The sequence below is a fragment of the Algibacter miyuki genome (assembly GCF_030409805.1).
In the GTDB taxonomy this organism is placed as follows: Bacteria; Bacteroidota; Bacteroidia; order Flavobacteriales; family Flavobacteriaceae; genus Algibacter; species Algibacter miyuki.
The window spans coordinates 385,578-408,503 of the sequence record NZ_JAUFQP010000007.1; the positions used below are offsets into that span (position 1 = coordinate 385,578).

The window sequence follows — 22,926 nt, forward strand, 5'->3', positions numbered from 1 at the left end:
AAAAGAAATAGACCACAGCCCAACCTAAAAAAAATAAATTCAACTAAAATCGTAGTATAAAAACCTATTCACACAAACTTCCGAGGCAAAACCGCAGAAAACAAACGATTAAAAACACTTTGAACTACTTTTAATCGAATTATTTGGTATTTAATCGGTTATTTTAAATCTAATCAGTACATTTGTAATCCCCAAATACTACTAACTATGATAAAAAATTCATACAAAAATTTGTTTTGTGCGACTTTTGGACACAACTATTTTAAACCCAACCGGACAAGCCCAAACGCGCCTCGTTTAATTTGTAAATCTTGCAATAAGCAGTTCAACTACAACCATAAAAACGAAATAACCGAAGCGCCCAAATATTACAATGATTTATATGAGGTTTTATTACAAATAACCCCATAACCAAAATAACATTCATCCAAAAATCCTCCCTAAATCAAACTATAATTCACCTACGCTAATCTCTTGCAACGCCATATAATTCCATTCTTAAAAACGCAACATACCCCATAAATATCCTACCATAAAGAAACTCTATAAAACTATCTACTAATATAATGTTAGGTTCTATTGAAATGCATGACTTATATTGTATATTTGCACTCTATTTAGAGCAAATCTAATTTAAGAATTATGATAAAAGTTTCTGATACAGCTAAGAAGAAAGTAATCGAACTGATGACAGACGACGGCTACAACCCTACCGTAGATTTTGTACGTGTTGGCGTTAAAAGTGGTGGTTGCTCTGGTTTGTCTTACGATTTAAAGTTTGATAAAGAAAATCAAGAAGGCGATAAGGTTTTTGAAGATAATGGTGTAAAAATTATTGTTGACAAAAAAAGTTTCTTGTATTTAATAGGGACTACCCTAGAATATTCAGGAGGATTAAACGGAACAGGTTTCGTGTTTAATAACCCTAACGCAAACCGTACTTGCGGTTGTGGCGAATCGTTTTCATTATAACAAAATAAGAAAAGAATTATGTCGAAGTATACCGAGGATGATTTACGCGAAGAGCTAAAAACCAAAGAATACGAATACGGTTTTTTTACCGATATAGAATCTGAAACATTTCCTATTGGTTTAAATGAAGATATTGTGCGCGCCATTTCTAAAAAGAAAGGCGAACCACAATGGATGACCGATTGGAGATTAGAAGCCTTTAAAGTTTGGAAAGAAATGACTGAACCTGAATGGGCTAATGTGCATTATGCTAAACCAGATTTTCAGGCTATAGCGTATTATTCTGCGCCAACATCTGTAGATCCAAACAAAACCTTAGACGATGTAGATCCCGATTTATTGGCGATGTACAAAAAGCTAGGTATTTCTGTTGATGAACAGAAAAAAATGAACAATGTCGCTATGGATATCGTAGTCGATTCAGTTTCTGTTGCAACAACTTTCAAGAAAACTTTAGGAGAAAAAGGAATTATTTTTATGAGTATTTCTGAAGCTATAAAAGAGCATCCAGAACTTGTAAAAAAATATCTTGGAACCGTTGTACCAACAAAGGACAACTTTTATGCAGCTTTAAACTCGGCTGTATTCAGTGATGGTTCTTTCTGTTACATTCCAAAAGGTGTAAGATGCCCAATGGAATTATCAACATATTTTAGAATAAACCAAGCAGGAACAGGCCAATTCGAAAGAACTTTAGTTATTGCCGACGAAGGTAGTTACGTAAGTTACTTAGAGGGTTGTACTGCACCAAGCCGTGACGAAAACCAATTACACGCTGCCGTTGTAGAGCTTATTGCTTTAGACGATGCTGAAATAAAATACTCAACCGTACAAAACTGGTACCCTGGTAATGCAGAAGGTAAAGGTGGAGTTTACAACTTTGTAACCAAAAGAGGTTTATGCGAGAAAAACGCTAAAATTTCTTGGACACAGGTTGAAACGGGATCGGCCGTAACATGGAAATATCCATCTTGTATTTTAAAAGGTGATAATTCAGTAGGCGAATTTTACTCTATTGCTGTAACTAACAATTATCAACAAGCCGATACCGGTACGAAGATGATTCACTTAGGAAAAAACACAAAATCTACTATTATTTCGAAAGGAATTTCAGCAGGAAAATCGCAAAATTCATACCGTGGACTAGTGCATATAGGTTCTAGAGCTGATAATGCACGTAACTTTTCGCAATGTGATAGTTTATTAATGGGTAATGAATGTGGTGCCCACACCTTCCCATATATTGAAGCGAAAAATAAAACAGCCAAAATAGAGCACGAAGCAACAACAAGTAAAATTGGTGAAGATCAAATTTTCTATTGTAACCAACGTGGTATCGATACCGAAAAAGCCATTGCATTAATTGTAAACGGTTTTAGTAAAGAGGTATTAAATAAGCTACCAATGGAGTTTGCTGTTGAAGCTCAAAAATTATTAGAAATTAGTTTAGAAGGTTCTGTAGGATAACATCTATAAAGCAATATAAATGAAAAAAATTGGTCTTTTAGTTTTTTGTTTTTCAGTATTAATAAGCTGTAAAAATAATAACAAGCAAGAAAATGAAACCGCTTACCAAAACGACAATCTTACCTTATTAAAAGGTCAGTTTGTTTATTACGATGGCGCAGCAGTATTGCAAACTACCAATCAAATTTATGGCGTATTTATTACAGAGAAATTAAAAGCACTGGATAAAGAAGCTCAAAAATTTAAAAACCAAAAAACCGATATGGTTACCGTTGAAATACGCGGAAAAGTAACCACAGCAAAAGACGAAAAAATTCTTTGGGAACAGAAAGTTGAAGTGATAGACATTATAAACGTAGCACCACAACAAACTGAAGACGAACAAAACGTTATAAAACTGGGTAATTAATAAAAATAAAATAACACCAAATTCTAACTTGAACAGAAGTGATTCTAATCAATCGAATTTAAAATATAAAGTATGTTAAAAATAAATAATTTACACGCACGCGTAGAAGATAAAGGCATTCTTAAAGGCATTAACCTTGAGGTAAAAGCAGGAGAAGTTCACGCTATAATGGGACCAAATGGCTCAGGAAAAAGTACATTAGCATCTGTTATTGCAGGAAAGGAAGAATATGAAGTTACCGATGGTAATATTACTTTTGAAGGTGAAGACATTGACGAATTAGCAGCTGAAGAACGCGCACACAAAGGCGTATTTTTATCGTTTCAATATCCTGTTGAAATTCCAGGCGTATCTGTTACTAACTTTATAAAAACTGCTATTAACGAATCGCGTAAAGCAAAAGGATTAGACGATATGCCTGCTAAAGACATGTTGAAACTTATTCGTGAAAAAGCAGATTTATTAGAAATGGATCGTAAATTTTTATCTCGCTCATTAAATACTGGTTTTTCTGGTGGTGAGAAAAAACGTAACGAAATATTCCAAATGGCCATGTTAGAGCCAAAATTAGCAATACTTGATGAAACCGATTCTGGTTTAGATATTGATGCCTTACGTATTGTTGCAAACGGTGTTAACAAACTAAAAAGCAAAGACAATGCTGTAGTAGTAATTACGCACTACCAACGTTTGTTAGACTATATTGTTCCAGATTTTGTACACGTTTTATACAATGGTAAAATTGTAAAATCGGGTGGAAAAGAACTAGCTCATGAGTTAGAAGAAAAAGGTTACGATTGGATTAAAGAAGAAGCAAACGCTTAAAACAATTTCAGTATTCAGGCACACTGTGCAATGTCTACTTAAAATTGATTCCTCAAGATTATAAAATATAGTAAACAGTATAAACCTTCAATTTTTATTAAAAACTGAGGCCACGACTGAAAACTGAAAACAATGGATTTAAAAGACAAATTAGTATCATCTTTTCTAGCATTTGAAAACAACGTTGATGTTGACACTCAAATACACGATATTAGAAACGAAGCTATAAAAACATTTGAAGAAAAGGGCTTTCCTACTAAAAAAGAGGAAGCTTGGAAATACACCTCTTTAAATAAGATTTTAAAAGAAGATTATAGTGTTTTTCCTAAACACGACACCTCAATCGACTATAAAGACATAAAAAAATACTTTATACACGATATCGATTCTTATAAAGTTATTTTTATAGATGGAAAATACTCTTCTTACCTTTCAGAAACCACTCACGATGGTATTGATGTTTGTTTAATGTCTGCGGCATTATCCAAACCAAAATACCGTTTGGTTATAGAAAACTATTTTAACAAAGCTGCCACTAAAGATAGTATGCCATCGTTAAATACGGCATTTTCTCAAGAAGGTGCATACATCCATATTCCAAAAAATAAATTGGTTGAAAAACCAATTCAAATTATACACTTTTCAACAGGTACAAATGAGGCTGCATTGCATCAACCACGCAACCTAGTTGTTGTAGGTGAAAATAGCCATGTTCAAATTATCGAACGCCACCAAAGTTTAAGTGATAATGCGGTATTAACCAATAGTGTTACCGAAATTTTTGCTAGCAAACGCGCTATTGTAGATTATTACAAAATCCAAAACGATAATGAAAACGCTTCACTTATCGATAATACATTCATCCAACAAAAACGTGAAAGTGTAGCCTCGGTACACACCTTTACTTTTGGAGGAAAATTAACCCGTAATAACCTTAACTTTTATCAAAACGGTGAACGTATTGATTCTATTTTAAAAGGCGTAACTATTATAGGTGAAAAACAACATGTAGATCACAACACTTTAGTACACCATATTGAACCAAACTGCGAAAGCCACCAAGATTATAAAGGTATTTTCGGAGGAAACGCTACAGGCGTATTTAATGGTAAAATTATTGTTGAAAAAGAAGCTCAAAAAACAAACGCTTTTCAGGCGAATAACAACATATTAATTAGCGACAAAGCAAGTATTAACACCAAACCGCAATTAGAAATTTTTGCTGATGATGTTAAATGTTCTCACGGTTGTACTATTGGGCAGTTAGACGAAAGCGCCTTATTTTACATGCAATCTAGAGGAATTCCAAAAAAGGAAGCAAAAGCCTTATTAATGTATGCTTTTAGTAACAATGTTTTAAACTCGGTTAAAATACCAGAAATGAAACAACGTATTACTAAAATTATCGCCAATAAATTAGGTGTAAATATCGGATTTGACTTATAGATTATAAGTCAAATCTAATACCATAAATCAACAATCGATTTTTATCTTTTGTTGATTTTACTTACGGTTTAAATAAAATTCGTACATTTAGATATGACAACTCTCCAAACAAGCGCCGAACAGTTTGTTATTCATTATCTTAAACTTTACAGCAAACGAAATTTAGCCATAAAAGAAGTATGGGCCGAACATTTTTCTGGCTTAGACGGCATTTCTACAACCTTATACAATTACAAAAGCTGGTTATTAGCTATAGACAAAGATTTTAAGCAGGTTCCAGAACCATTCAATATCAAAATACAGGATATGGAATCGGCTAAAATAGCACCCAACATCTATCGTGTAACCACTGTTGCGCATTGGGATATTCCACTATTACACGGTGTTTTTGATTATGGAGATATTCGTTCACTTTTCATCATAGAAAAACACAACGAATCATTTAAAATAAGTCATCTAAGCCATTCCATTTCACTTATATTTCCAAAACCGAATGAAGTATTTCCTTTTGATCCTTATCAAAGAGAAAAATTGAAAATTGAAAATAAAATTAAATCAAGATCTCAACAACTCGAAGCTTTAAACAAACAACTTTCATCTAACTTAGAGAAACTAGAAACCTCTAACAAAGACCTATCGCTGTTTACCCAAGTTGCCGCTCACGATTTGAAATCACCATTAATTTCAACCATAACTTTAAATAGAAAAATTACCGATAAATACGAAAACATATTAGAAAGTAAGGATAAAAAACTACTCGAACTTTGTAATCGAAAACTGGAAAATTTAACGCAAATTATTGATAATACCTTAAATTTTCACACCAACTCGAAGAGCTTAGAAGTAAACAAAGCCGAGGATTTTAACTTAGGTGAACTTATTTCCAACATTGCAGAAGAATTAGATTTAGAAACCACAAAAAAACTAACAGTAACCCATACTAACCTACCTGTAATAAGAGCTAATAAAGATTTGTTTTTTCAAATTTTCGCGAATATCATAAGAAATTCCGTGCGTTATTCTAAACAAGATAGCGATGCTTATGTAGACGTTTCAGCAAAAAAAATCGATAATAATGGTTATCAATTTTGCATTTCAGATAACGGCATTGGCATTCCTGAAGACAGCAGAAAATCCGTTTTCGATTTGTATTTTAAATCATTGAATACCAATCCGTCAGGTACCGGCATAGGTTTAGCCATTTGCAAAAAAATAGTTTCTTTTTACAACGGAAAAATTTGGGCTACTTCCAATGCAAAAAATGGAACTTCAATCTATTTTACGTTTTTCGAACAATAAGTCCGTAATAACTTAAGGTTTAAGCTAAAAAATCGTCAAATCACACAAAAAAAAAGAATATACAACGTACTAAAATTATTAGTTAGTACTTTTGTATTTAAAATAAAATATTATGCTTGATGCATCCAAAATAAGAGCCGATTTCCCTATTCTATCCAGACAAGTAAACAACAAACCTTTGGTGTATTTCGACAATGCAGCAACATCGCAAACACCACAGGCTGTAATAGATAGTATAGTAGATTACTACAGTAATTACAATGCTAATATCCATAGAGGTGTGCACCGCTTAAGCCAAGAAGCTACAGATAAATACGAAATGGCACGCCAGAAAATCCAGGCCCATTTCAACGCGAAACATACACACGAAATTATATTTACTTCGGGCACCACCCATAGTATCAACTTAGTGGCCAATGGTTTTACGTCTTTACTAGAAAAAGGCGACGAAATTATTGTTTCGGCTTTAGAGCACCATAGCAATATTGTGCCTTGGCAAATGCTATGCGAGCGTACCGGTGCCATTTTAAAAGTAATCCCCATGAATATTGAAGGTGATCTAGAAATGGATGCTTACGACATGTTACTTTCAAACAAAACCAAATTAGTATTTGTAAACCACATTTCGAACGCCTTAGGCACTATAAACCCCATTGAATATATTATTGAAAAGGCACACGAAGTAGGAGCCGCAGTGTTGATTGATGGCGCTCAAGCCTGCCCACATGTTAAACCAGATGTGCAAGCTTTAGATGTTGATTTTTACGTAGCATCTGCACATAAAATGTGTGGCCCAACAGGTGTTGGTATGCTTTACGGAAAAGAGGAATGGTTAAAAAAATTACCACCCTACCAAGGAGGTGGTGAAATGATTGCCGAAGTTACTTTTGAAAAAACAACCTATGCCGATTTACCTCATAAATTTGAAGCCGGTACACCTAATATTTGTGGTGGCATCGCCTTTGGAGCCGCTTTAGATTATATGAATAACATTGGTTTCGATAATATTGCGACCTACGAAAACGAGTTATTAACCTACGCCACCGAACAATTAGAAAACATTGAAGGTTTAAAAATTTACGGCACTGCCAAACATAAAACTTCAGTAATTTCTTTTAATTTAGAAGGTATTCATCCGTATGACGTGGGTACTATTCTCGATAAATTAGGCATCGCCGTACGTACCGGACACCATTGTGCACAACCTATTATGGATTTTTATTGCATTCCAGGTACAGTTAGAGCATCCTTCGCATTCTATAACTCCAAAGCAGAAATTGATGTTTTAGTGGCAGGAATTAAAAAAGCTAAAATGATGCTGTCATAAAATTAGTTTGGCTTCATTTTTGAAATTAAAAGAGAAAAATTTATCATGAAATTATTAAGTTTATTATTTATTACCCTTATTTCTATTAAATCCTGTGGAGATACCACTACTGCAGAAACCTCTAGTTTGAATCTTAATGGAGAATTCCATATTACAGCACTAGAAGCTAATACTGAAGTTCCAGAAAAACTAAGTATTAGTTTTGATACTGAAAAAAATACGGTGTCCGGTTTCTCAGGATGTAACCGATTCTCTGGAACTTATTCCGTAGAAAACGAAACCATCGCCTTCGGCCCTTTAGCAACCACACGAAAAATGTGCCGTGGTGAAGCAAATGCTATTGAAAGCCAAACTTTATCATTACTTTCTAAAATTAATGCCTTTTCAATTGAAGGAAAAACATTAAGCCTAAAAGCGGGTACTGAAACTTTGATTAAAGCCGTTCAGTAAATTCTATTATTGTATTTTTACATAAAAATTTGAGATTGTGACTATTGAAGCTATTCAAAACGAAATAATTGACGAATTCTCCATGTTTGAAGACTGGGAAGAACGTTACCAATATATGATTGATTTAGGGAAAGATTTACCCTTAATTAACGACCAATATAAAACCGACAGCAACATTATTAAAGGTTGCCAAAGTAAAGTTTGGGTGCATGCCGAAATGAACGATGAAAAAATTGAATTCACTGCCGATAGTGATGCCATAATTACCAAAGGTATTATCGCTATTTTAATTCGTGTATTTAACGACCAGCATCCTAAAGATATTATTGAGGCCAACACCGATTTTATTGACAAAATAGGATTGAAAGAACATTTGTCTCCCACACGAGCAAATGGTTTAGTTAGTATGGTAAAGCAGCTTAAACTGTATGCTATTGCTTACCAAACGCAAATAAAATAACATTTAAATCAACCTGTTGCTCTCCTCCAATTTGGAGTCTAAATCAATAAGATTTTAGAATTAGAGCAATGAGTAAAAAAGAAATTACCATGAGTGAACCAGCCATAGATACAGCCGCATTAGGCGAAAAAATTGTAAATGTTTTAAAAACAATTTACGATCCAGAAATCCCTGTTGATATTTACGAACTTGGCTTAATTTACGATGTATTCGTAAACGAAGATTACGACGTTAAAATATTAATGACACTTACAACACCTAACTGCCCTGTTGCAGAAACTTTGCCTTTAGAGGTTGAAGAAAAAGTAAAATCATTAAACGAAGTAAAAGGTGCCGAAGTTGAAATTACTTTCGATCCACCATGGACACAAGAATTAATGAGCGAAGAAGCCAAATTAGAACTTGGAATGCTTTAAAAACAGTATTAAGTTTCTATTATATTTTCTAAAATAATTATGGCAGACGAAATCATTAATCGCGTTGCGAATAGTATATTAATCACGGTTAATCTTGAAGATTATTATCCACAAGGTAACCGTGTACTTTTTGATATCAAAGATTGGCTTTTTGAGGGCTTTGTGCTACGAGAAAAAGATTTTAGACTACAAGTTTCCGAATACGATTGGTCGCAACACCAAGGCCAGTACGTTGCTTTAACCTGCAGTACAGATGCTATAATTCCGGGTTGGGCCTATATGCTTTTAAGCATTCATTTAGAACCTTACGTCAATAAAACCATTATAGGAGACTTAGAAAACTTAGAAACCGCAATTTATCAAGATATTATTGGAAATTTAGATGTTTCCGAGTTTCAAGACAAACCCATTATTATAAAAGGTTGCTCAAAAAAACCGGTACCACAAAACGCATACATCATGTTGGCCACAAAATTACAACCCGTTGCCAAATCTATTATGTACGGCGAAGCATGTTCCTCTGTACCCCTTTTCAAAAAGAGATAATTCCCTAATTTCATTGTGACTTAATAGCAAATTTAGTGTCCAAACAATAAAAGCAAATACGTTATAAACCGCTTTATCGTTTTGTATCAAACTTTAAAAATAACTTATATTTGCACGCAAATTAAAACAAACTGAAAAATGAAAAAAACGTTATTATTATTGGCATTTTGTATCGGAATGGTTTCCGTAAATGCGCAAACTAAAGAAGAATTACACGCTCAAAAAGAAGAAAAACAAGCTATAGCCGATGCTGCTCAAGCTGAAGCAACTGCCATACAAGCAAAAATTGACGCACTTCCAGGTTGGAGAAAAGGTGCTTTTGGTACTATTGGTGGTAGCTTATCTAACTTTAACAACTGGTACTCGCAAGACACACCAAACAACGCATCTGGTAACATTGGGTTTACTTTAAACGCTTACGCAAATTTAATTGAAGATAAATTCTTTTGGAGAAACTCGTTAAACACAAATTTAAACTGGGTAAAACTAGATAACAAAGACAACAATACGGATGACGATAAAGGTTTTAGTCCAACTACTGATGTATTTAATATTTCATCTTTATACGGTAGAAATATTACTAAAACATTAGCGGCTTCTGGATTATTGGAATACAGAACAACTTTACTAGATAACTTTAACGATCCTGGATATTTAGACGTAGGTATTGGTGCTACATGGACACCTATTGAAAACTTAATTGTTGTTATTCATCCTTTAAACTACAACTTTGTATTTGCTGATGGTGATTCAGTTTTCGAATCGTCTTTAGGTGCTAAAATAGTTGCAGACTATACAAGACAAATTGGAGCAATTAACTTCAAAACAAACTTCTCTACATTCCAAAGCTACAAATCTAGCGATTTATCCAACTTTACTTGGACCAACTCGTTTAGCTACACACTATGGAAAATGATTGGTGTTGGTTTCGATTTTGGATTAAGAAGTAACAAACAAGAAGCTTTAGATTATATCCAAAACTTAGCAATAGTAGATGGTGGTAACCCAGCCGAAACATTTGACTCTGTAGATAACAAATTACAAACTTATTACACTGTTGGTTTAAGTTATAAATTCTAATAACTTTCTCTTTTACAGAAGAAATAAAAAAAAGCGCACATCAATGGATGTGCGTTTTTTTTGTTTTAACTAGTCTTTATTGCCTTTAAATTTCCGCTTCTTCTTTTTACTACTGAATATTCTTTTAAAAAAACCATCTCGTTTTTCTTCATTACAATCTAAATCGGAAATGACTTGGTCTGCAGGTGCTTCAAAACGACTTTTTGTTATGCCGTTATACGTAGAGTCTTCATTCAATTTAGAATAAAACTTGGCAAATATAGGAAGTGCTGAATTTGCACCCTGCCCTAGCCCTGTGGTTCTAAAACCAATGGCTTGGTTATCGTTCCCAACCCAAGTTACAGTCACTAAATTTGGTGTAATTCCAACAAACCAACCATCTTTATTATCTTGTGTTGTTCCGGTTTTCCCAGCAATATCATTTCGTAATCCATAAGCTGTTCTCAACCTTGAAGCCGTTCCTTTATTCACTGTAGATTGCATGATTTCCAACATCACCTGTCGAGTATAATCTTTAAAAGCAGGCTCAGCCACTTCTGGTTCAAACTCAGCTATAACTCTACCGTTTCTATCCGTAACTTTAGTAATTGCATAAGGTGTAACCGGTTTGCTATTGTTTACATAACTGGCGTAAGCCCCCGTAAGTTCTTTCAAGTTAATTTCTGCAACTCCTAAAGCTATAGATGGTAAGTTGGGCAACGCTTTATTAATCCCCATTTTTTTTGCCTGTTCTAGCACTTTAGGAATTCCAACTTCATTTAAAACCTTTACAGCAATGGTATTAACCGAATTACTCAAAGCCATTTCCAAATTATAGTTAAGGTGTTCATCTTCATTTTCACCACCAGAATTCGAAGGCGTCCAACCATTATAATTACTATAAGTTACTTCTGCTAAAGAAAAGTAAGTACAAGGTTCCATTCCATTTTCAATAGCAGCAGTATACACAAACGGTTTAAATGTTGAACCCACTTGGCGCTCACTTTGCGAAATATGATCGTATTTAAAGTAACGATAATCAATCCCACCAACATAAGTTCGAATAGCACCTGTTTTAGGAGCAATACTCAACATACCTGTATTTAAAAACTTTAAATAGTGCTGTAAACTATCTAAAACACTTATATTTTGAATGGTATCACCTTTCCATTGAAACAATTCTGTTTCACGTTTTACCGCAAGCGAATCATGAATTTGGGACTCAGATAAACCTGCTTCCTTATATTTTTTATAAAGTGGTAATCTTTTTAAAGCACCTTCAATGAGTTTTTTATTGTTTTTCCAAGGCGCTCTATTTCCGTAGGATGCTTCAAAGTTATTTTGCAATACAGCAAGATGCTCTTTCATGGCGTCTTCCGCCATCTGTTGCATGCCAATATCCAACGTAGTATGCACTATAAGTCCGTCGCGGTATAAATCATAAGAATCCCCATTTGGTTTCTTAATGCTATCTAAAATAGCCGCTAATTCCTTTTTAACTTGCGCTCTAAAATAAGGCGCGATACCTAAATCATGATTAAAAGATTTATAATCTAACCCCAATGGTTTTTCTGAATAATAATCAGCAGAATCTTGAGGCATATTTCCATATCTCACCATTTGATTCAGCACCACGTTTCGTCTATCCGCGCTACGTTCCGGATTCAATCTTGGATTATAATAATTGTTTGCTTTTAGTGAGCCCACTAGCGTAGCCGCTTCATCCTTTGTCAATTCAAAAGCTGGTTTATTGAAGAATTTACGAGCTGCACTTTCAATGCCATAGGTATTATCAGAAAAAGGAACCGTATTAAAATACATGGTTAGAATCTCTTTTTTGGAATAAATATTTTCAATACGTTTGGCGATAATAGCTTCTCGAAACTTATTAATCACCATACTGAAAAACTTATAATTCCGCCTGCCGTATAGATTTTTAGCCAGTTGTAAAGTTATGGTACTTCCACCGCCAGCCGACTTGTCTTGCAATAGAATACTCTTTACAAAAACCCGCATTAAGCTAACATTATCGATACCGTCATGTTCAAAAAAACGAACATCTTCAGTAGCCACCAAGGCATCAATAAGGTGTTTCGGAAAATCTTCAAAATGTAAAGGCTGCCTATCATAAATATAATATTTACCAATAAGTTTTTCATCTTGATCTAAAACCTGAGTGGCCTCCTCTTGCTTTATAAAACTTAATTCTGTAGCCGTTGGCACTTTACCAAAAAACCCTAAATAAATACTAATATAGAGTCCGATAAAAAACACAAGAACCGCAGTAAAACAAATCAATGTCCATTTTACCCATTTATTATTCAGTACGCGTTTAATTAATGTCATAAAATGAAATAAGTGGATTTATTTATTCCATATCCTCGTAATTATAATCGGGATACAGGAATTGATTGTATGGAAAACGTGTTACGTGAATTTCACGAACTTCATCATAAACACGCTTTTTGAAATCTTCTAAATTTTGTTTATTTAGTGCCGAAATAAATAGTGCATTATTACCTACTTTGCTCATCCAAGTGCTTTTCCACTCTTCTAAACTATAGTGTTTTTCGCTACGTTCAGTTTCTAAATCGTCGTCGTCTAAATGTTCCGCTTGGTATGCGTCAATTTTATTAAACACCATGATGGTAGGTTTATCACCACTTTTTATTTCACCTAAAATCTTCTCTACAGAAGCGATATGTTCCTCAAAATTGGGATGCGAAATATCTACCACATGAAGTAATAAATCGGCTTCACGAACTTCGTCTAGCGTACTTTTAAAACTATCCACCAGTTGGGTTGGTAATTTTCTAATAAATCCAACGGTATCCGACAAAAGAAATGGTAAATTCTGAATAACCACTTTACGCACCGTAGTATCTAAAGTTGCAAAAAGTTTGTTTTCAGCAAAAACATCACTTTTAGAAATGACATTCATTAATGTTGATTTACCAACGTTTGTGTATCCTACTAACGCCACACGCACCATTTTACCACGGTTACCGCGTTGCACAGCCATTTGCTTATCAATGGTTTTAATACGATCTTTTAAAAGCGCAATTTTATCGCGTACAATACGTCTATCCGTTTCAATTTCTGTTTCACCAGGTCCACGCATTCCAATACCCCCTTTTTGACGCTCAAGGTGCGTCCACATACCACGTAATCTCGGTAGTAAATATTGACATTGCGCCAATTCTACTTGGGTACGAGCATAACTAGTTTGTGCACGTTGTGCAAAAATATCGAGTATTAAATTGGTTCTATCTAAAACTTTTACGTTTAGTATTTTACTAATATTACGTTCTTGAGCAGACGATAATTCATCATCAAAAATAGCCGTGCTAATATCGTTCTCTTCAATAAACAACCTTACATCTTCCATTTTCCCGGTACCAATAAAGGTTTTCGGGTTAGGCATATCCATTTTTTGCGTAAAACGCTTAATAGCATAACCGCCGGCAGTAAAGGTTAAAAACTCCAACTCATCTAAATACTCTCTAGATTTCTCTTCGTCTTGCTCTTTAGTTATAACGCCTATTAAAACAGTGCGTTCTAAAGAAATATCTTTCTCTTCTATCATATTGCAAAGTTACATAATTGCTTCGATTTTATTTTTAATTTTTTAAAGCCTATTTTTGAAATATGATAGACCCCTTTGATGATATTCCAGTGCATACCGATTTGCAAACGGTTGCCTTTTACAATACAGAAAATTTGTTTGACACTTTTAATGATAAACATACGTTCGATCGTGATTTTTTACCGAAATCGATTAGAAATTGGACTCCAAAGCGCTACCATAAAAAGTTACGAAAATTGGGTTATGCCATTTCGCTTATCGGGAGACGAGAAACAGGAAAACATCCTGCTATTGTTGGCTTAGCAGAAGTTGAAAATGCTAAAGTTCTTAAAGATTTATTAGCCTCTAAACATTTAAAAAACTACGATTATGACTATGTACATTACAATTCGCCAGACGAGCGAGGTATTGACGTAGCGTTACTATTTGATAAAAATGCTTTTGAAGTATTGCATTCTGAACCATTTTTTGTTGAATTAACAAACGATAAAGGCTTGCCTGATTACACACGCGATATTTTATTAGTTTCAGGTATTTTAGATGGCGAAAAGGTCCATATACTTGTAAATCATTGGTCGTCTAGGCGCGAAGGTGAAAAAGAAACAGAACACAAACGCATAGCATCATCGGATAAAGTAGGTGAAATTATTTCGAATTTAAGATTAGAAGATTCCGAAGCTAAAATTATCATGATGGGCGATTTTAATGATGATCCCCAAAACAACAGTATCAAACGTTTGGTTGATAATTTTAACCTTTTCAATCCTATGGAAACGCTACGTTCTTTTACTAGAGGTACAACGAAACACAATCGTCAATGGAATTTATTCGATCAGATTTTGATTTCTACCAACTTTTTTAAAACGTCAGATAATTTATTTGAATACAGTAAAGCTAATATTTTTGATGAAGATTTTCTAAAAACCCGCGACGGTAGATATAAAGGCACCCCCTACAGAACCTACGGCGGCACACGCTACAATGGAGGTTATAGCGATCATTTTCCGGTGTATGCTATTTTCAAGAAATAAGAAAAACTAGACTAGGTACCGCTGCGCTGTGAGAATTCAGAATACAGACCTGATTTTAAAAATATTAATAAGACTAAAAAGCTTGTAAAAACACCCCTGTTAGCCCAAGAATAGCGACTGGTAAAAGCCAAATCATCCAGATATTGTAGCTTAGTTTTTTATTTTTAAGCATTTTCGCATTCAGTACTTTTCGCTTTCTCCCGCCATATTGCATCCAGTTTTTAAAGAAAATAAAAATGGTAACCAGCACGAAAAGCGTCCAAGCTTTATCGGACGACATGGTATCCATGTGCATTTTTCCGAAAAATTTTGCAAAAAACACGCCCAAAAGTAACAATAAACTACATTGCAAAAAAGACACATAAAACGTGGCTATTTGGTTTGCCTTTTTACTTTTTTGAGCTTTGTAGTACTGAAAAATATGATAGAATAAAATATCGAATGTATCCATGCGGCGAAATTAGGATTATTTTATGTTGTATTTGAAACTTTTATTCATAAAGCTGTTTTTTCTGCTCACTTTATTTTTCATCTAATAATTTCTACCTACCTCTTTATTTTTTTTGGCGTCAACATATCATAGGATAATCTATGCTCTTCCATTATATTCCCAAATTCATCAATTAATCTAAAAATTACTTGAGGCTCATTATTTTCAGTCTTAAAAGTGAATTCACCAAAAGCTTTTAAGTCCAAACCCGGATAACCAAATAATTGATTTTTTGCATTTTTAGCTATAGCCTCAGGTCCCGGCACACCACCAAGCGATGCTGGCTCAAATTCAAAAAACTTAAACCCTGAAGGTCTTGGAATTGTAAATCCCCGTGCTCCATGCCGGTCGCCACTTATCAATAAAACCCCAAGAATATTTTCAGTTTCTATGAAGTTAAAAATTTCTTCACGTGCTAAAGTATCCCAAGTTCCCCATGAGTCTTTTCCATTCGAAATATCATCGGACCACATGGTGCCACTAGAAATAATTTTAAACGCCGCAGTAGAATTTTTCAAAATATTTTTCAACCAAGTTTGTTGTTCTAAACCCAAATATGAACCATACTGACCTCTTTTTTCAATAGTACGACAAGATCGCGTATCGAGCATGATAACTTCGACCTGACCTATTCTAGTATTAAAGTAAATTCCTTCTTCGTTATTTTCAGGATTATTCCAGTTTTCTCGCCATATGGCTCGGAGTTCATCTCTATCATTTTTAGTGAACTTCTCTGGAATGCCACTTAGGTCGTTATCAAGATAATCATGATCATCCCAACTAGCATATAAAGGAATATTAGCCGAAAGTTTCTTCCATGGTTTAGAAATATCACGAAGTAAATAATCAGACCTATGCATACTAAAATTATTTTCCCTATCATCAACGGCAAGATCGCCCAAAAGCAACATGGCGTTTGGTTCTCTTTTTAATATGGCGTTAATAATGTTAGGATTATGAAGTCCTATTTTATGAAAACCAGACGCAAACGTTAATCTTATTTCATCATTTTTCAACAATTCAGGTGCTGTCTGAAAAGTCCCCTCAGCTACAATATCATCTTGTGATATTACAGCATATTTATATTTTGTTGCAGGATTCAAATCATCTAAAACCATACGTTGCGCCATACCTGCAGCAATAGGAATTACTGAATAAATATTTTGCTTATTACTGTTTAAAGCCGTTACTCTTATGTAAATCGGTAATTTATTTGATGGTCTAAGCCAAATACTTATTCCATTCGATTTTACATCACCCAGCATAGGACCACCCATTAATTTCATCTCATTATTTAATGCAGAGGCAACAATATCTGTGTGAGTAAAATCAATCTCGTTTCCTTCAAATAAAGCTCTAGTATCAAAATAAAACGTGCTGATGTTTTCAGGTACCGTTTCATAACTATTCAGCAGCAGGCTATCAATCTCTAAACTTCCAACATGCGCTTGTTTCAAAGTAACATTAAAACGAGCTAAAACTGTATCCGTTGTTTGGCTATAACAATTGCTACTTAAGTAAGTCGTGGTACTAAATACGACTAGGTAGATTAATTTATTCAATCTCATTTTATGCTTCTTTAGAATTTGGGTTTGTTAGGTTATGGTCTGAAATATGAAATTTTACTCCACAAAATCAATACTTACTTCGTCTAACTCGTAAACACCATCGAAGGTATCTTGCCCACTTCCGGTAAATTTAAACGCAATATGCATAGTTCCTGTAACACAGGATAAATCTACGGTTCCTGAATTAAACCACGGCACAAAAGAGTCGGAATCTTTTACCACATAAGCATCGGATAACACACCCCAAGTTGCACTTGTAACGGTCGCTTCGGAACCATCCCAATCCAAAGAATATAAAACCTCCATAAAACTACTATCGGCTAAACTATTAGAGGTTTTAAATCGGAGTGTTTCACCATCTTGAGCATCTAAATTAATAGCTGGCGTTATCAACCACCCCACATTAGCATCATCGCCAGAACTCGCACACTGAAACCTTGCTGAACGCCCTAAAGACGCATTTGAAGAAGTAGAAGAATAACCTTCCCAAGCCTCAGAACCGGCTTCAATATAGTTGGTCCAACCGTTCCCGTCAATAGGTTTGTTATTGCTTTGAGATTCAAAATCTTCATAAAATAAATTCCCTGCTCCTGAAGTCGAAGTCAAACCACAGGTTAATTCTATAGGATCGCAGCGTTCCTCATCAAATTGAATACCAGCCGAATTATTTAAAATAAGGACATTAAAATCATCACCATAATCACGACTAAAAACACCCGTTGCACTGCCTTTTCCTTGCGGAATAATTAAAGATTTAAAATCGGAAAATGTGCTGGTTTGCATGAGTATGGAAACGCCAGAATCGCAACTTTCTAAAATGCGCAATCCATCATATTCATCGATTGATTCACTAGCGAATGTGCCTCCTAATTCAAAACGATTTAATTGCATGTTTTCTAATTGGATTAAGGTGTTTTGATCGAAATCTGTCAGATCAGTAATACTTACTACTTTAGGCTGAATTTCAACAATGTCATTGGTTCTGATAACAATGTTTTTATATTCCGAAGGCTGAATTTGTTTCACCTGAACGCCATCACCTTTTCCTATAGAAATTAAACCACTGCTTTCTCCAATGGTTAAACCTGCCATTTTTACATATACTTTTTGACCAAATTGATAAGTATCTGACAAGCTTGAGACATTTATTTCTATGCGAAATCCTAATCTAGGGTCGTTATCCGGATTGGCATCATCTATTTTATTCTGAATAATTAATTCTTCGAAAAAGTTTCCCGATGCATCGGAAGACACCACATAACCTTCAATATAAAGTTCAGAATCATCATCAATTTGAGCCGTAGCATTTCCACTATTTATCGCCTGATCGTAAAGTGATTTTATAGTTTTAAATGTGGTTATTTTCTCCTGAGGAATCACCGGATCTACGATAGAAAGATCAGGAACGCTGTAATCATCATCTTTTACACAGCTTGTGCCTACGAAAAAGGTTATTAGAAAAACGGAATATATGATATGTCTTTTCATCTGTTTATACTTTAATGTTAATCCTATTTTTAAAATCTCACATTCAAATTCAGGAAATAAGTGGTACCACGACCATACCAATATTTCGACCCAAAAACGGGAGTATCCAAGGCTTTATCGTTTCGTAACTCGCGATAATTGGCATTTCTGCCTTGTTCAAAACCACCCGATTTATAAACTTCATCTAGTAAATTATTAATGCTTGCAAAAAAACCGACATAATAATCGCCTAATTTCCATGATTTTCCACCGACTAAATTTACTACCATATAATCATTAAACCGTTCTTGTTCTAGAAGTGTTCGTGCTAAAGTTTCATCATAATCATTAAAAACATTGCCATCAAAATCGGTTGTAAAGTTTGACGATCGTGTTAACGGACTCACATCAATATAAGTTTTACTAAAAAAATTGGCCGTAGCACCAAACCACCAATAATCAGGATCTCGATATTCAAATCCTACGGAATAAGCATTTTGTGGGCCTGAAGCGAGTTTATAATTTTTTAATTTAGACTCACCAAATTCCTTAAAACCATTAATAAAACCAGCCGCTTCAGCTTCAGCATCTGGTTCGGTAGATAGATATAAGTTAGGGTTATTATCGTAAGTAAACTGCCCCATAGCTGCAGCACCTTTCAATTTTATACTTGGTGTAACTTGAGCTTCAATACCAAACTCGGCACCCAAATGTTTTTTTTCAATACCTTGTAAAATCTCTTGAACAAAAACCAAATTATCGCCACCAATACCATCAGCAAAAAAGAATGATATTTCGCTAGCATCCATAACTTTGGTGTAATACCCTGTAAGTTTCGCCTTGATACTTGATGAACGAAACACATAACTAGCATCGACCGAAGCCACCTTTTCTTCAGTAATATCCGGCACTATATTGTGGTTTTCTCTAGAGTTAGAAAAGGTATTTTGCAAGGTTGGTGCTCTAGTAATATATCCTGCATTAAAATCAAAAACATGCTTGCCTGATAGTTTATACGTAACCCCCGCTTTAGCTCCAAACCCTAAAAAACTGAGTTGTTCACCTTTACCAAAAGAGTTATCGGGAAATCCGCCGTTTTGATATTTTCCATCTCTTTGATATTGTGTACTTTTAGCACTTATAGATGCATAAAAATCAACTTTATTATAAGTGAATTGTGTTTGCGCATAAGCACCAATATCATTCGCAAGAATACTGTAATGGTATTTAAATTTATCGCCCACACGCACTATTCTGTTGGGGTTTAATAAATCGTTTTGAGCTTCGTCAATATTCGTTGCAAAACCGTCGATATCTAAATAAGTTTCGGCTCCCAAAAGATCTATAACCTCTGCAAAATTATCCGAATTTAAACTTTTAAAATTCACACCAACATTAAACAGAACATGCGCATTAACATTCATATTTAAAATGGAATTCACAGTTAATTGTGTGTCGTCCACACGATCTTCATATAAGGCATAAGTAGCATTTCCACCGTTTTGGGCTTTGGCAATATTGGCGCTATACATGGCATTCCAATCCAACTGCCCGTCTTGTTGAAAAGTTTGTAATGCTTGATATGCATACCCTAAATCGCTAGGAAAATTGCGTTCAAAATAACTCGGTAATTTTTGATAGTAACTTGCACTTGGGTTAGCGCCTTTACCTTGCGGAAAGCCATCTATAAGATCTTTTCCGTGATAATCTAATCGGCTATTACCCATTTTCCCAAATTGAAACCCGACATTGGTATTTAATTGAGTTTTACTATTTATGTCCCAGTAATGGTTAAGCATCACGATGGGTTCGCTGACTTCCTTAATTCTCGAATTTCGTTTTTCTCCATCTTGCCACCCCCAATATTCATTGTATTTAATATCTCTTAAATCGTAAACTTCTTGAGTATTTGGAGATGATTTTCCACGACGATTTGGTGTATAAATAGCAGAAAGGTTCAAACTATGCTGTTTATTCCATATTTTTTCAACAGAAAAGAAAAAAGAGTTTGAATTGTAACTGGTTGCATCTTGATAGCCTTCGTCTCCCCAACGCCGTCCGATAGAAAATGTGTATGCCCAATTATTTTCTAGTACACCCGAAGCGTAGCTTGCCATAAGTCGATTGCTATAACTTCGGTTAGAAGACGAATATGTTAAACGTCCACCAGCACGAGCGTTAGAAGCACGAATATTCATATTTGTAGTCCCTAAAACACCACCAAAATTGTAGTTTGAAGGCACTAAACCCGATGTTAATTCTTGGTTACGTAACACATCATTCAGTCCGCCCCAATTACTCCATTGCGGCCTGCCGTTATACGTTTTATTCATTTCGATACCATTGATTAAAACAGTACTGTTTTTGGAATCTAAGCCTCGAAGCCGGAAAAAAGATTGACTAAATTCGAAAGCTGCCGTACGCTGAAAAATATCGAGTGATGAAGCTAATAAGCCTGAAATATTATCAGCTCCGCTGGAATCGTCATTCAACTCGTCATCGGTTAAAGTAATCACGAATAAATCGTTAGTATCAGCCGTGTTCTTTTCTAAAGTTATTCCTGAAATATCGACTATTTTGCCTTCATTAATAACGATAGGAAACCGCTTCGGAAGGTATCCCGCTTTATATATTTTTAAAACTTGTTCGCCTAAAGGCAAATCTTTATCAAATAGGAAGTCGCCTAAATCATCTGATATCACTGAAAAATCTGTATTTTCAATAGCTATAGAAACGCCTTGAATGGGATCAAAAGTTAATTCATCTAAAACACTACCTTTTACTAAAGTTTGTTGCGCATGGAGCGTAAATGAAAAAATTCCGAATAAAAAAATGAGGGTTATTTTATTCATGTATATCTATATTTTAACTAATTTAGGAAAAACAACACTTTAATGATCAAACATTTAAATACTTTTTTTTACAAACCTGGAGCTTCTGCTTCTGTTAATTTCTATAGTTTAAAATGGGCTTTAATAATGCTGATTTTGCTTTTCAAAAATGGATATGCTCAGGAAAAAAAGTTTAAAATCCACACCGTTGCCTTCTACAATTTAGAAAATTTATTTGATACTATAAATGATCCTATAAAATTTGATGAATATAGCCCGATAATGGAGCTAAAAACTGACAAAGCAGTGGTTTACAAACAGAAAATACGCAATATGGCGCGAGTAATTTCTGATATTGGTGTAGATGTTTCGAAAAATGCACCGAGTATTATTGGTGTTTCTGAAGTTGAAAACAAATCGGTTTTAGAAGATTTAATAAACGACCCATTGCTCGTTGATAAAGATTACGGTATTGTGCATTACAATTCTACTGATGCACGAGGGATTGATGTGGCGTTATTGTATCAGAAAAAAGCATTTACGCCATTGCACACCAGCACCCATGAACTGAAAATTTACGATGCCGATACTCAAAAACGGGTGTACACTAGAGAACAATTGTTGGTGAGCGGCAAACTAGAAGACGAAACCATCCATATTATAGTGAACCATTGGCCTTCGCGACGTGGAGGTGAAGCTAAGAGTCGCCCAAAACGTGTGGCAGCCGCAAAACTCACTAAAACGCTTGTAGATTCTTTACAAGCAATAAATCCGTATGCCAAAGTATTTATTATGGGAGATTTGAATGACAACCCCAATAATGCCAGTGTTAAAGATGTTTTAAAAGCTAAACGATCTAAAAAAGTGGGACTGAAAGGGATTTACAATCCGTATGAAAATTTCTTTAAAAACGGTATTGGGACTACCGCCTATCGCGATGCCTGGAGTTTGTTCGATCAAATTATGGTAACAAAACCTTTGTTGGAAAAAAATTATTCAACCTTTCAGTTTTATAAGGCTGGTATTTATAATAAAAATTACATCATTACTAAAAGTGGTGCTTATAAAGGCTATCCCATGCGAAGCTTTGGTTATAATGGCTTCACTAATGGATTTAGCGATCATTTTCCGGTTTATGTGTATTTGATAAAAGCAGTTATAGAAGATTAAAATAGCGCTTCACTATAAGACGAGACGTAAGACTTTTTCAACCTTCCGCTGTCTAACCTATTTTAATACATAAAAAAAGACCTTTCAAATGATATAATTTGAAAGGT

20 protein-coding genes are annotated in these 22,926 nt (G+C 34.6%); 14 read left to right on the forward strand and 6 right to left on the reverse strand.

Annotation, left to right across the window (positions count from 1 at the left end; all coding sequences use genetic code 11):
• Positions 1-642: 642 nt before the first annotated feature.
• The 12 genes from QWY92_RS04725 (at position 643) to QWY92_RS04780 (ending at position 10,697) form a co-directional block, all read left to right on the forward strand.
• Complete coding sequence (locus QWY92_RS04725) at positions 643-972, forward strand: HesB/IscA family protein (RefSeq protein ID WP_290268878.1); 330 nt, start codon at positions 643-645, stop codon at positions 970-972.
• Positions 973-990: 18 nt separating this feature from the next.
• Entirely contained in the window at positions 991-2,439 is a 1,449-nt protein-coding gene (gene sufB, locus QWY92_RS04730) for a Fe-S cluster assembly protein SufB (RefSeq protein WP_290268881.1), read from the forward strand.
• Positions 2,440-2,458: 19 nt separating this feature from the next.
• Positions 2,459-2,848: a hypothetical protein gene (locus QWY92_RS04735; protein ID WP_290268883.1), complete on the forward strand. Its 390-nt coding sequence runs from the start codon at positions 2,459-2,461 to the stop codon at positions 2,846-2,848.
• A 72-nt stretch (positions 2,849-2,920) separates the two neighbouring features.
• Positions 2,921-3,673, forward strand: coding sequence for a Fe-S cluster assembly ATPase SufC (gene sufC / locus QWY92_RS04740; RefSeq protein WP_290268886.1), 753 nt, complete (start codon positions 2,921-2,923; stop codon positions 3,671-3,673).
• 132 nt (positions 3,674-3,805) lie between these two features.
• Positions 3,806-5,119 carry a Fe-S cluster assembly protein SufD gene (gene sufD / locus QWY92_RS04745; RefSeq protein WP_290268887.1) on the forward strand — a complete coding sequence of 438 codons (1,314 nt, stop codon included), beginning with the start codon at positions 3,806-3,808 and terminating at the stop codon, positions 5,117-5,119.
• Between the two features lie 93 nt (positions 5,120-5,212).
• A complete protein-coding gene (locus QWY92_RS04750) occupies positions 5,213-6,418 on the forward strand; it encodes a sensor histidine kinase (protein ID WP_290268890.1) in 1,206 nt (401 codons plus the stop codon).
• Positions 6,419-6,530: 112 nt separating this feature from the next.
• The gene (locus QWY92_RS04755) at positions 6,531-7,745 is read left to right on the forward strand and encodes an aminotransferase class V-fold PLP-dependent enzyme (protein ID WP_290268892.1); all 1,215 of its coding nucleotides are present in this window, start codon (positions 6,531-6,533) and stop codon (positions 7,743-7,745) included.
• A gap of 45 nt (positions 7,746-7,790) precedes the next feature.
• Entirely contained in the window at positions 7,791-8,195 is a 405-nt protein-coding gene (locus QWY92_RS04760) for an META domain-containing protein (protein WP_290268893.1), read from the forward strand.
• 37 nt (positions 8,196-8,232) lie between these two features.
• Positions 8,233-8,655, forward strand: a complete 423-nt coding sequence (locus QWY92_RS04765) for a SufE family protein (protein ID WP_290268895.1) — start codon at positions 8,233-8,235, stop codon at positions 8,653-8,655.
• An 89-nt stretch (positions 8,656-8,744) separates the two neighbouring features.
• Positions 8,745-9,071, forward strand: a complete 327-nt coding sequence (locus tag QWY92_RS04770) for a DUF59 domain-containing protein (RefSeq protein ID WP_290269985.1) — start codon at positions 8,745-8,747, stop codon at positions 9,069-9,071.
• A gap of 39 nt (positions 9,072-9,110) precedes the next feature.
• A complete protein-coding gene (locus tag QWY92_RS04775; RefSeq protein WP_290268897.1) occupies positions 9,111-9,617 on the forward strand; it encodes a DUF2480 family protein in 507 nt (168 codons plus the stop codon).
• A gap of 138 nt (positions 9,618-9,755) precedes the next feature.
• The gene (locus QWY92_RS04780; RefSeq protein WP_290268899.1) at positions 9,756-10,697 is read left to right on the forward strand and encodes a DUF3078 domain-containing protein; all 942 of its coding nucleotides are present in this window, start codon (positions 9,756-9,758) and stop codon (positions 10,695-10,697) included.
• A gap of 69 nt (positions 10,698-10,766) precedes the next feature.
• Here the strand turns inward: QWY92_RS04780 and QWY92_RS04785 are convergent, their stop codons facing one another.
• Positions 10,767-13,022 carry a penicillin-binding protein 1A gene (locus QWY92_RS04785; RefSeq protein ID WP_290268901.1) on the reverse strand — a complete coding sequence of 752 codons (2,256 nt, stop codon included), beginning with the start codon at positions 13,020-13,022 and terminating at the stop codon, positions 10,767-10,769.
• A gap of 22 nt (positions 13,023-13,044) precedes the next feature.
• Positions 13,045-14,262, reverse strand: a complete 1,218-nt coding sequence (gene hflX / locus QWY92_RS04790) for a GTPase HflX (RefSeq protein ID WP_290268903.1) — start codon at positions 14,260-14,262, stop codon at positions 13,045-13,047.
• 62 nt (positions 14,263-14,324) lie between these two features.
• On the opposite strand from hflX, the gene QWY92_RS04795 reads away from it, so the two are divergent.
• Positions 14,325-15,293 (forward strand): endonuclease/exonuclease/phosphatase family protein, encoded by a 969-nt coding sequence (locus tag QWY92_RS04795; RefSeq protein WP_290268904.1) that lies wholly within the window; start codon positions 14,325-14,327, stop codon positions 15,291-15,293.
• Positions 15,294-15,366: 73 nt separating this feature from the next.
• Here the strand turns inward: QWY92_RS04795 and QWY92_RS04800 are convergent, their stop codons facing one another.
• From QWY92_RS04800 to QWY92_RS04815, 4 genes are all read right to left on the reverse strand, one after another.
• Positions 15,367-15,744: a hypothetical protein gene (locus tag QWY92_RS04800; protein WP_290268906.1), complete on the reverse strand. Its 378-nt coding sequence runs from the start codon at positions 15,742-15,744 to the stop codon at positions 15,367-15,369.
• A 95-nt stretch (positions 15,745-15,839) separates the two neighbouring features.
• Positions 15,840-17,351, reverse strand: a complete 1,512-nt coding sequence (locus tag QWY92_RS04805) for an alkaline phosphatase D family protein (RefSeq protein ID WP_290268908.1) — start codon at positions 17,349-17,351, stop codon at positions 15,840-15,842.
• A 54-nt stretch (positions 17,352-17,405) separates the two neighbouring features.
• Positions 17,406-18,839 carry a DUF5689 domain-containing protein gene (locus QWY92_RS04810; RefSeq protein ID WP_290268910.1) on the reverse strand — a complete coding sequence of 478 codons (1,434 nt, stop codon included), beginning with the start codon at positions 18,837-18,839 and terminating at the stop codon, positions 17,406-17,408.
• A 29-nt stretch (positions 18,840-18,868) separates the two neighbouring features.
• Complete coding sequence (locus QWY92_RS04815) at positions 18,869-21,670, reverse strand: TonB-dependent receptor (RefSeq protein ID WP_290268912.1); 2,802 nt, start codon at positions 21,668-21,670, stop codon at positions 18,869-18,871.
• A gap of 126 nt (positions 21,671-21,796) precedes the next feature.
• Between QWY92_RS04815 and QWY92_RS04820 the strand changes: the two genes are divergently transcribed.
• Entirely contained in the window at positions 21,797-22,819 is a 1,023-nt protein-coding gene (locus QWY92_RS04820; RefSeq protein ID WP_290269987.1) for an endonuclease/exonuclease/phosphatase family protein, read from the forward strand.
• Positions 22,820-22,926 lie beyond the last annotated feature (107 nt).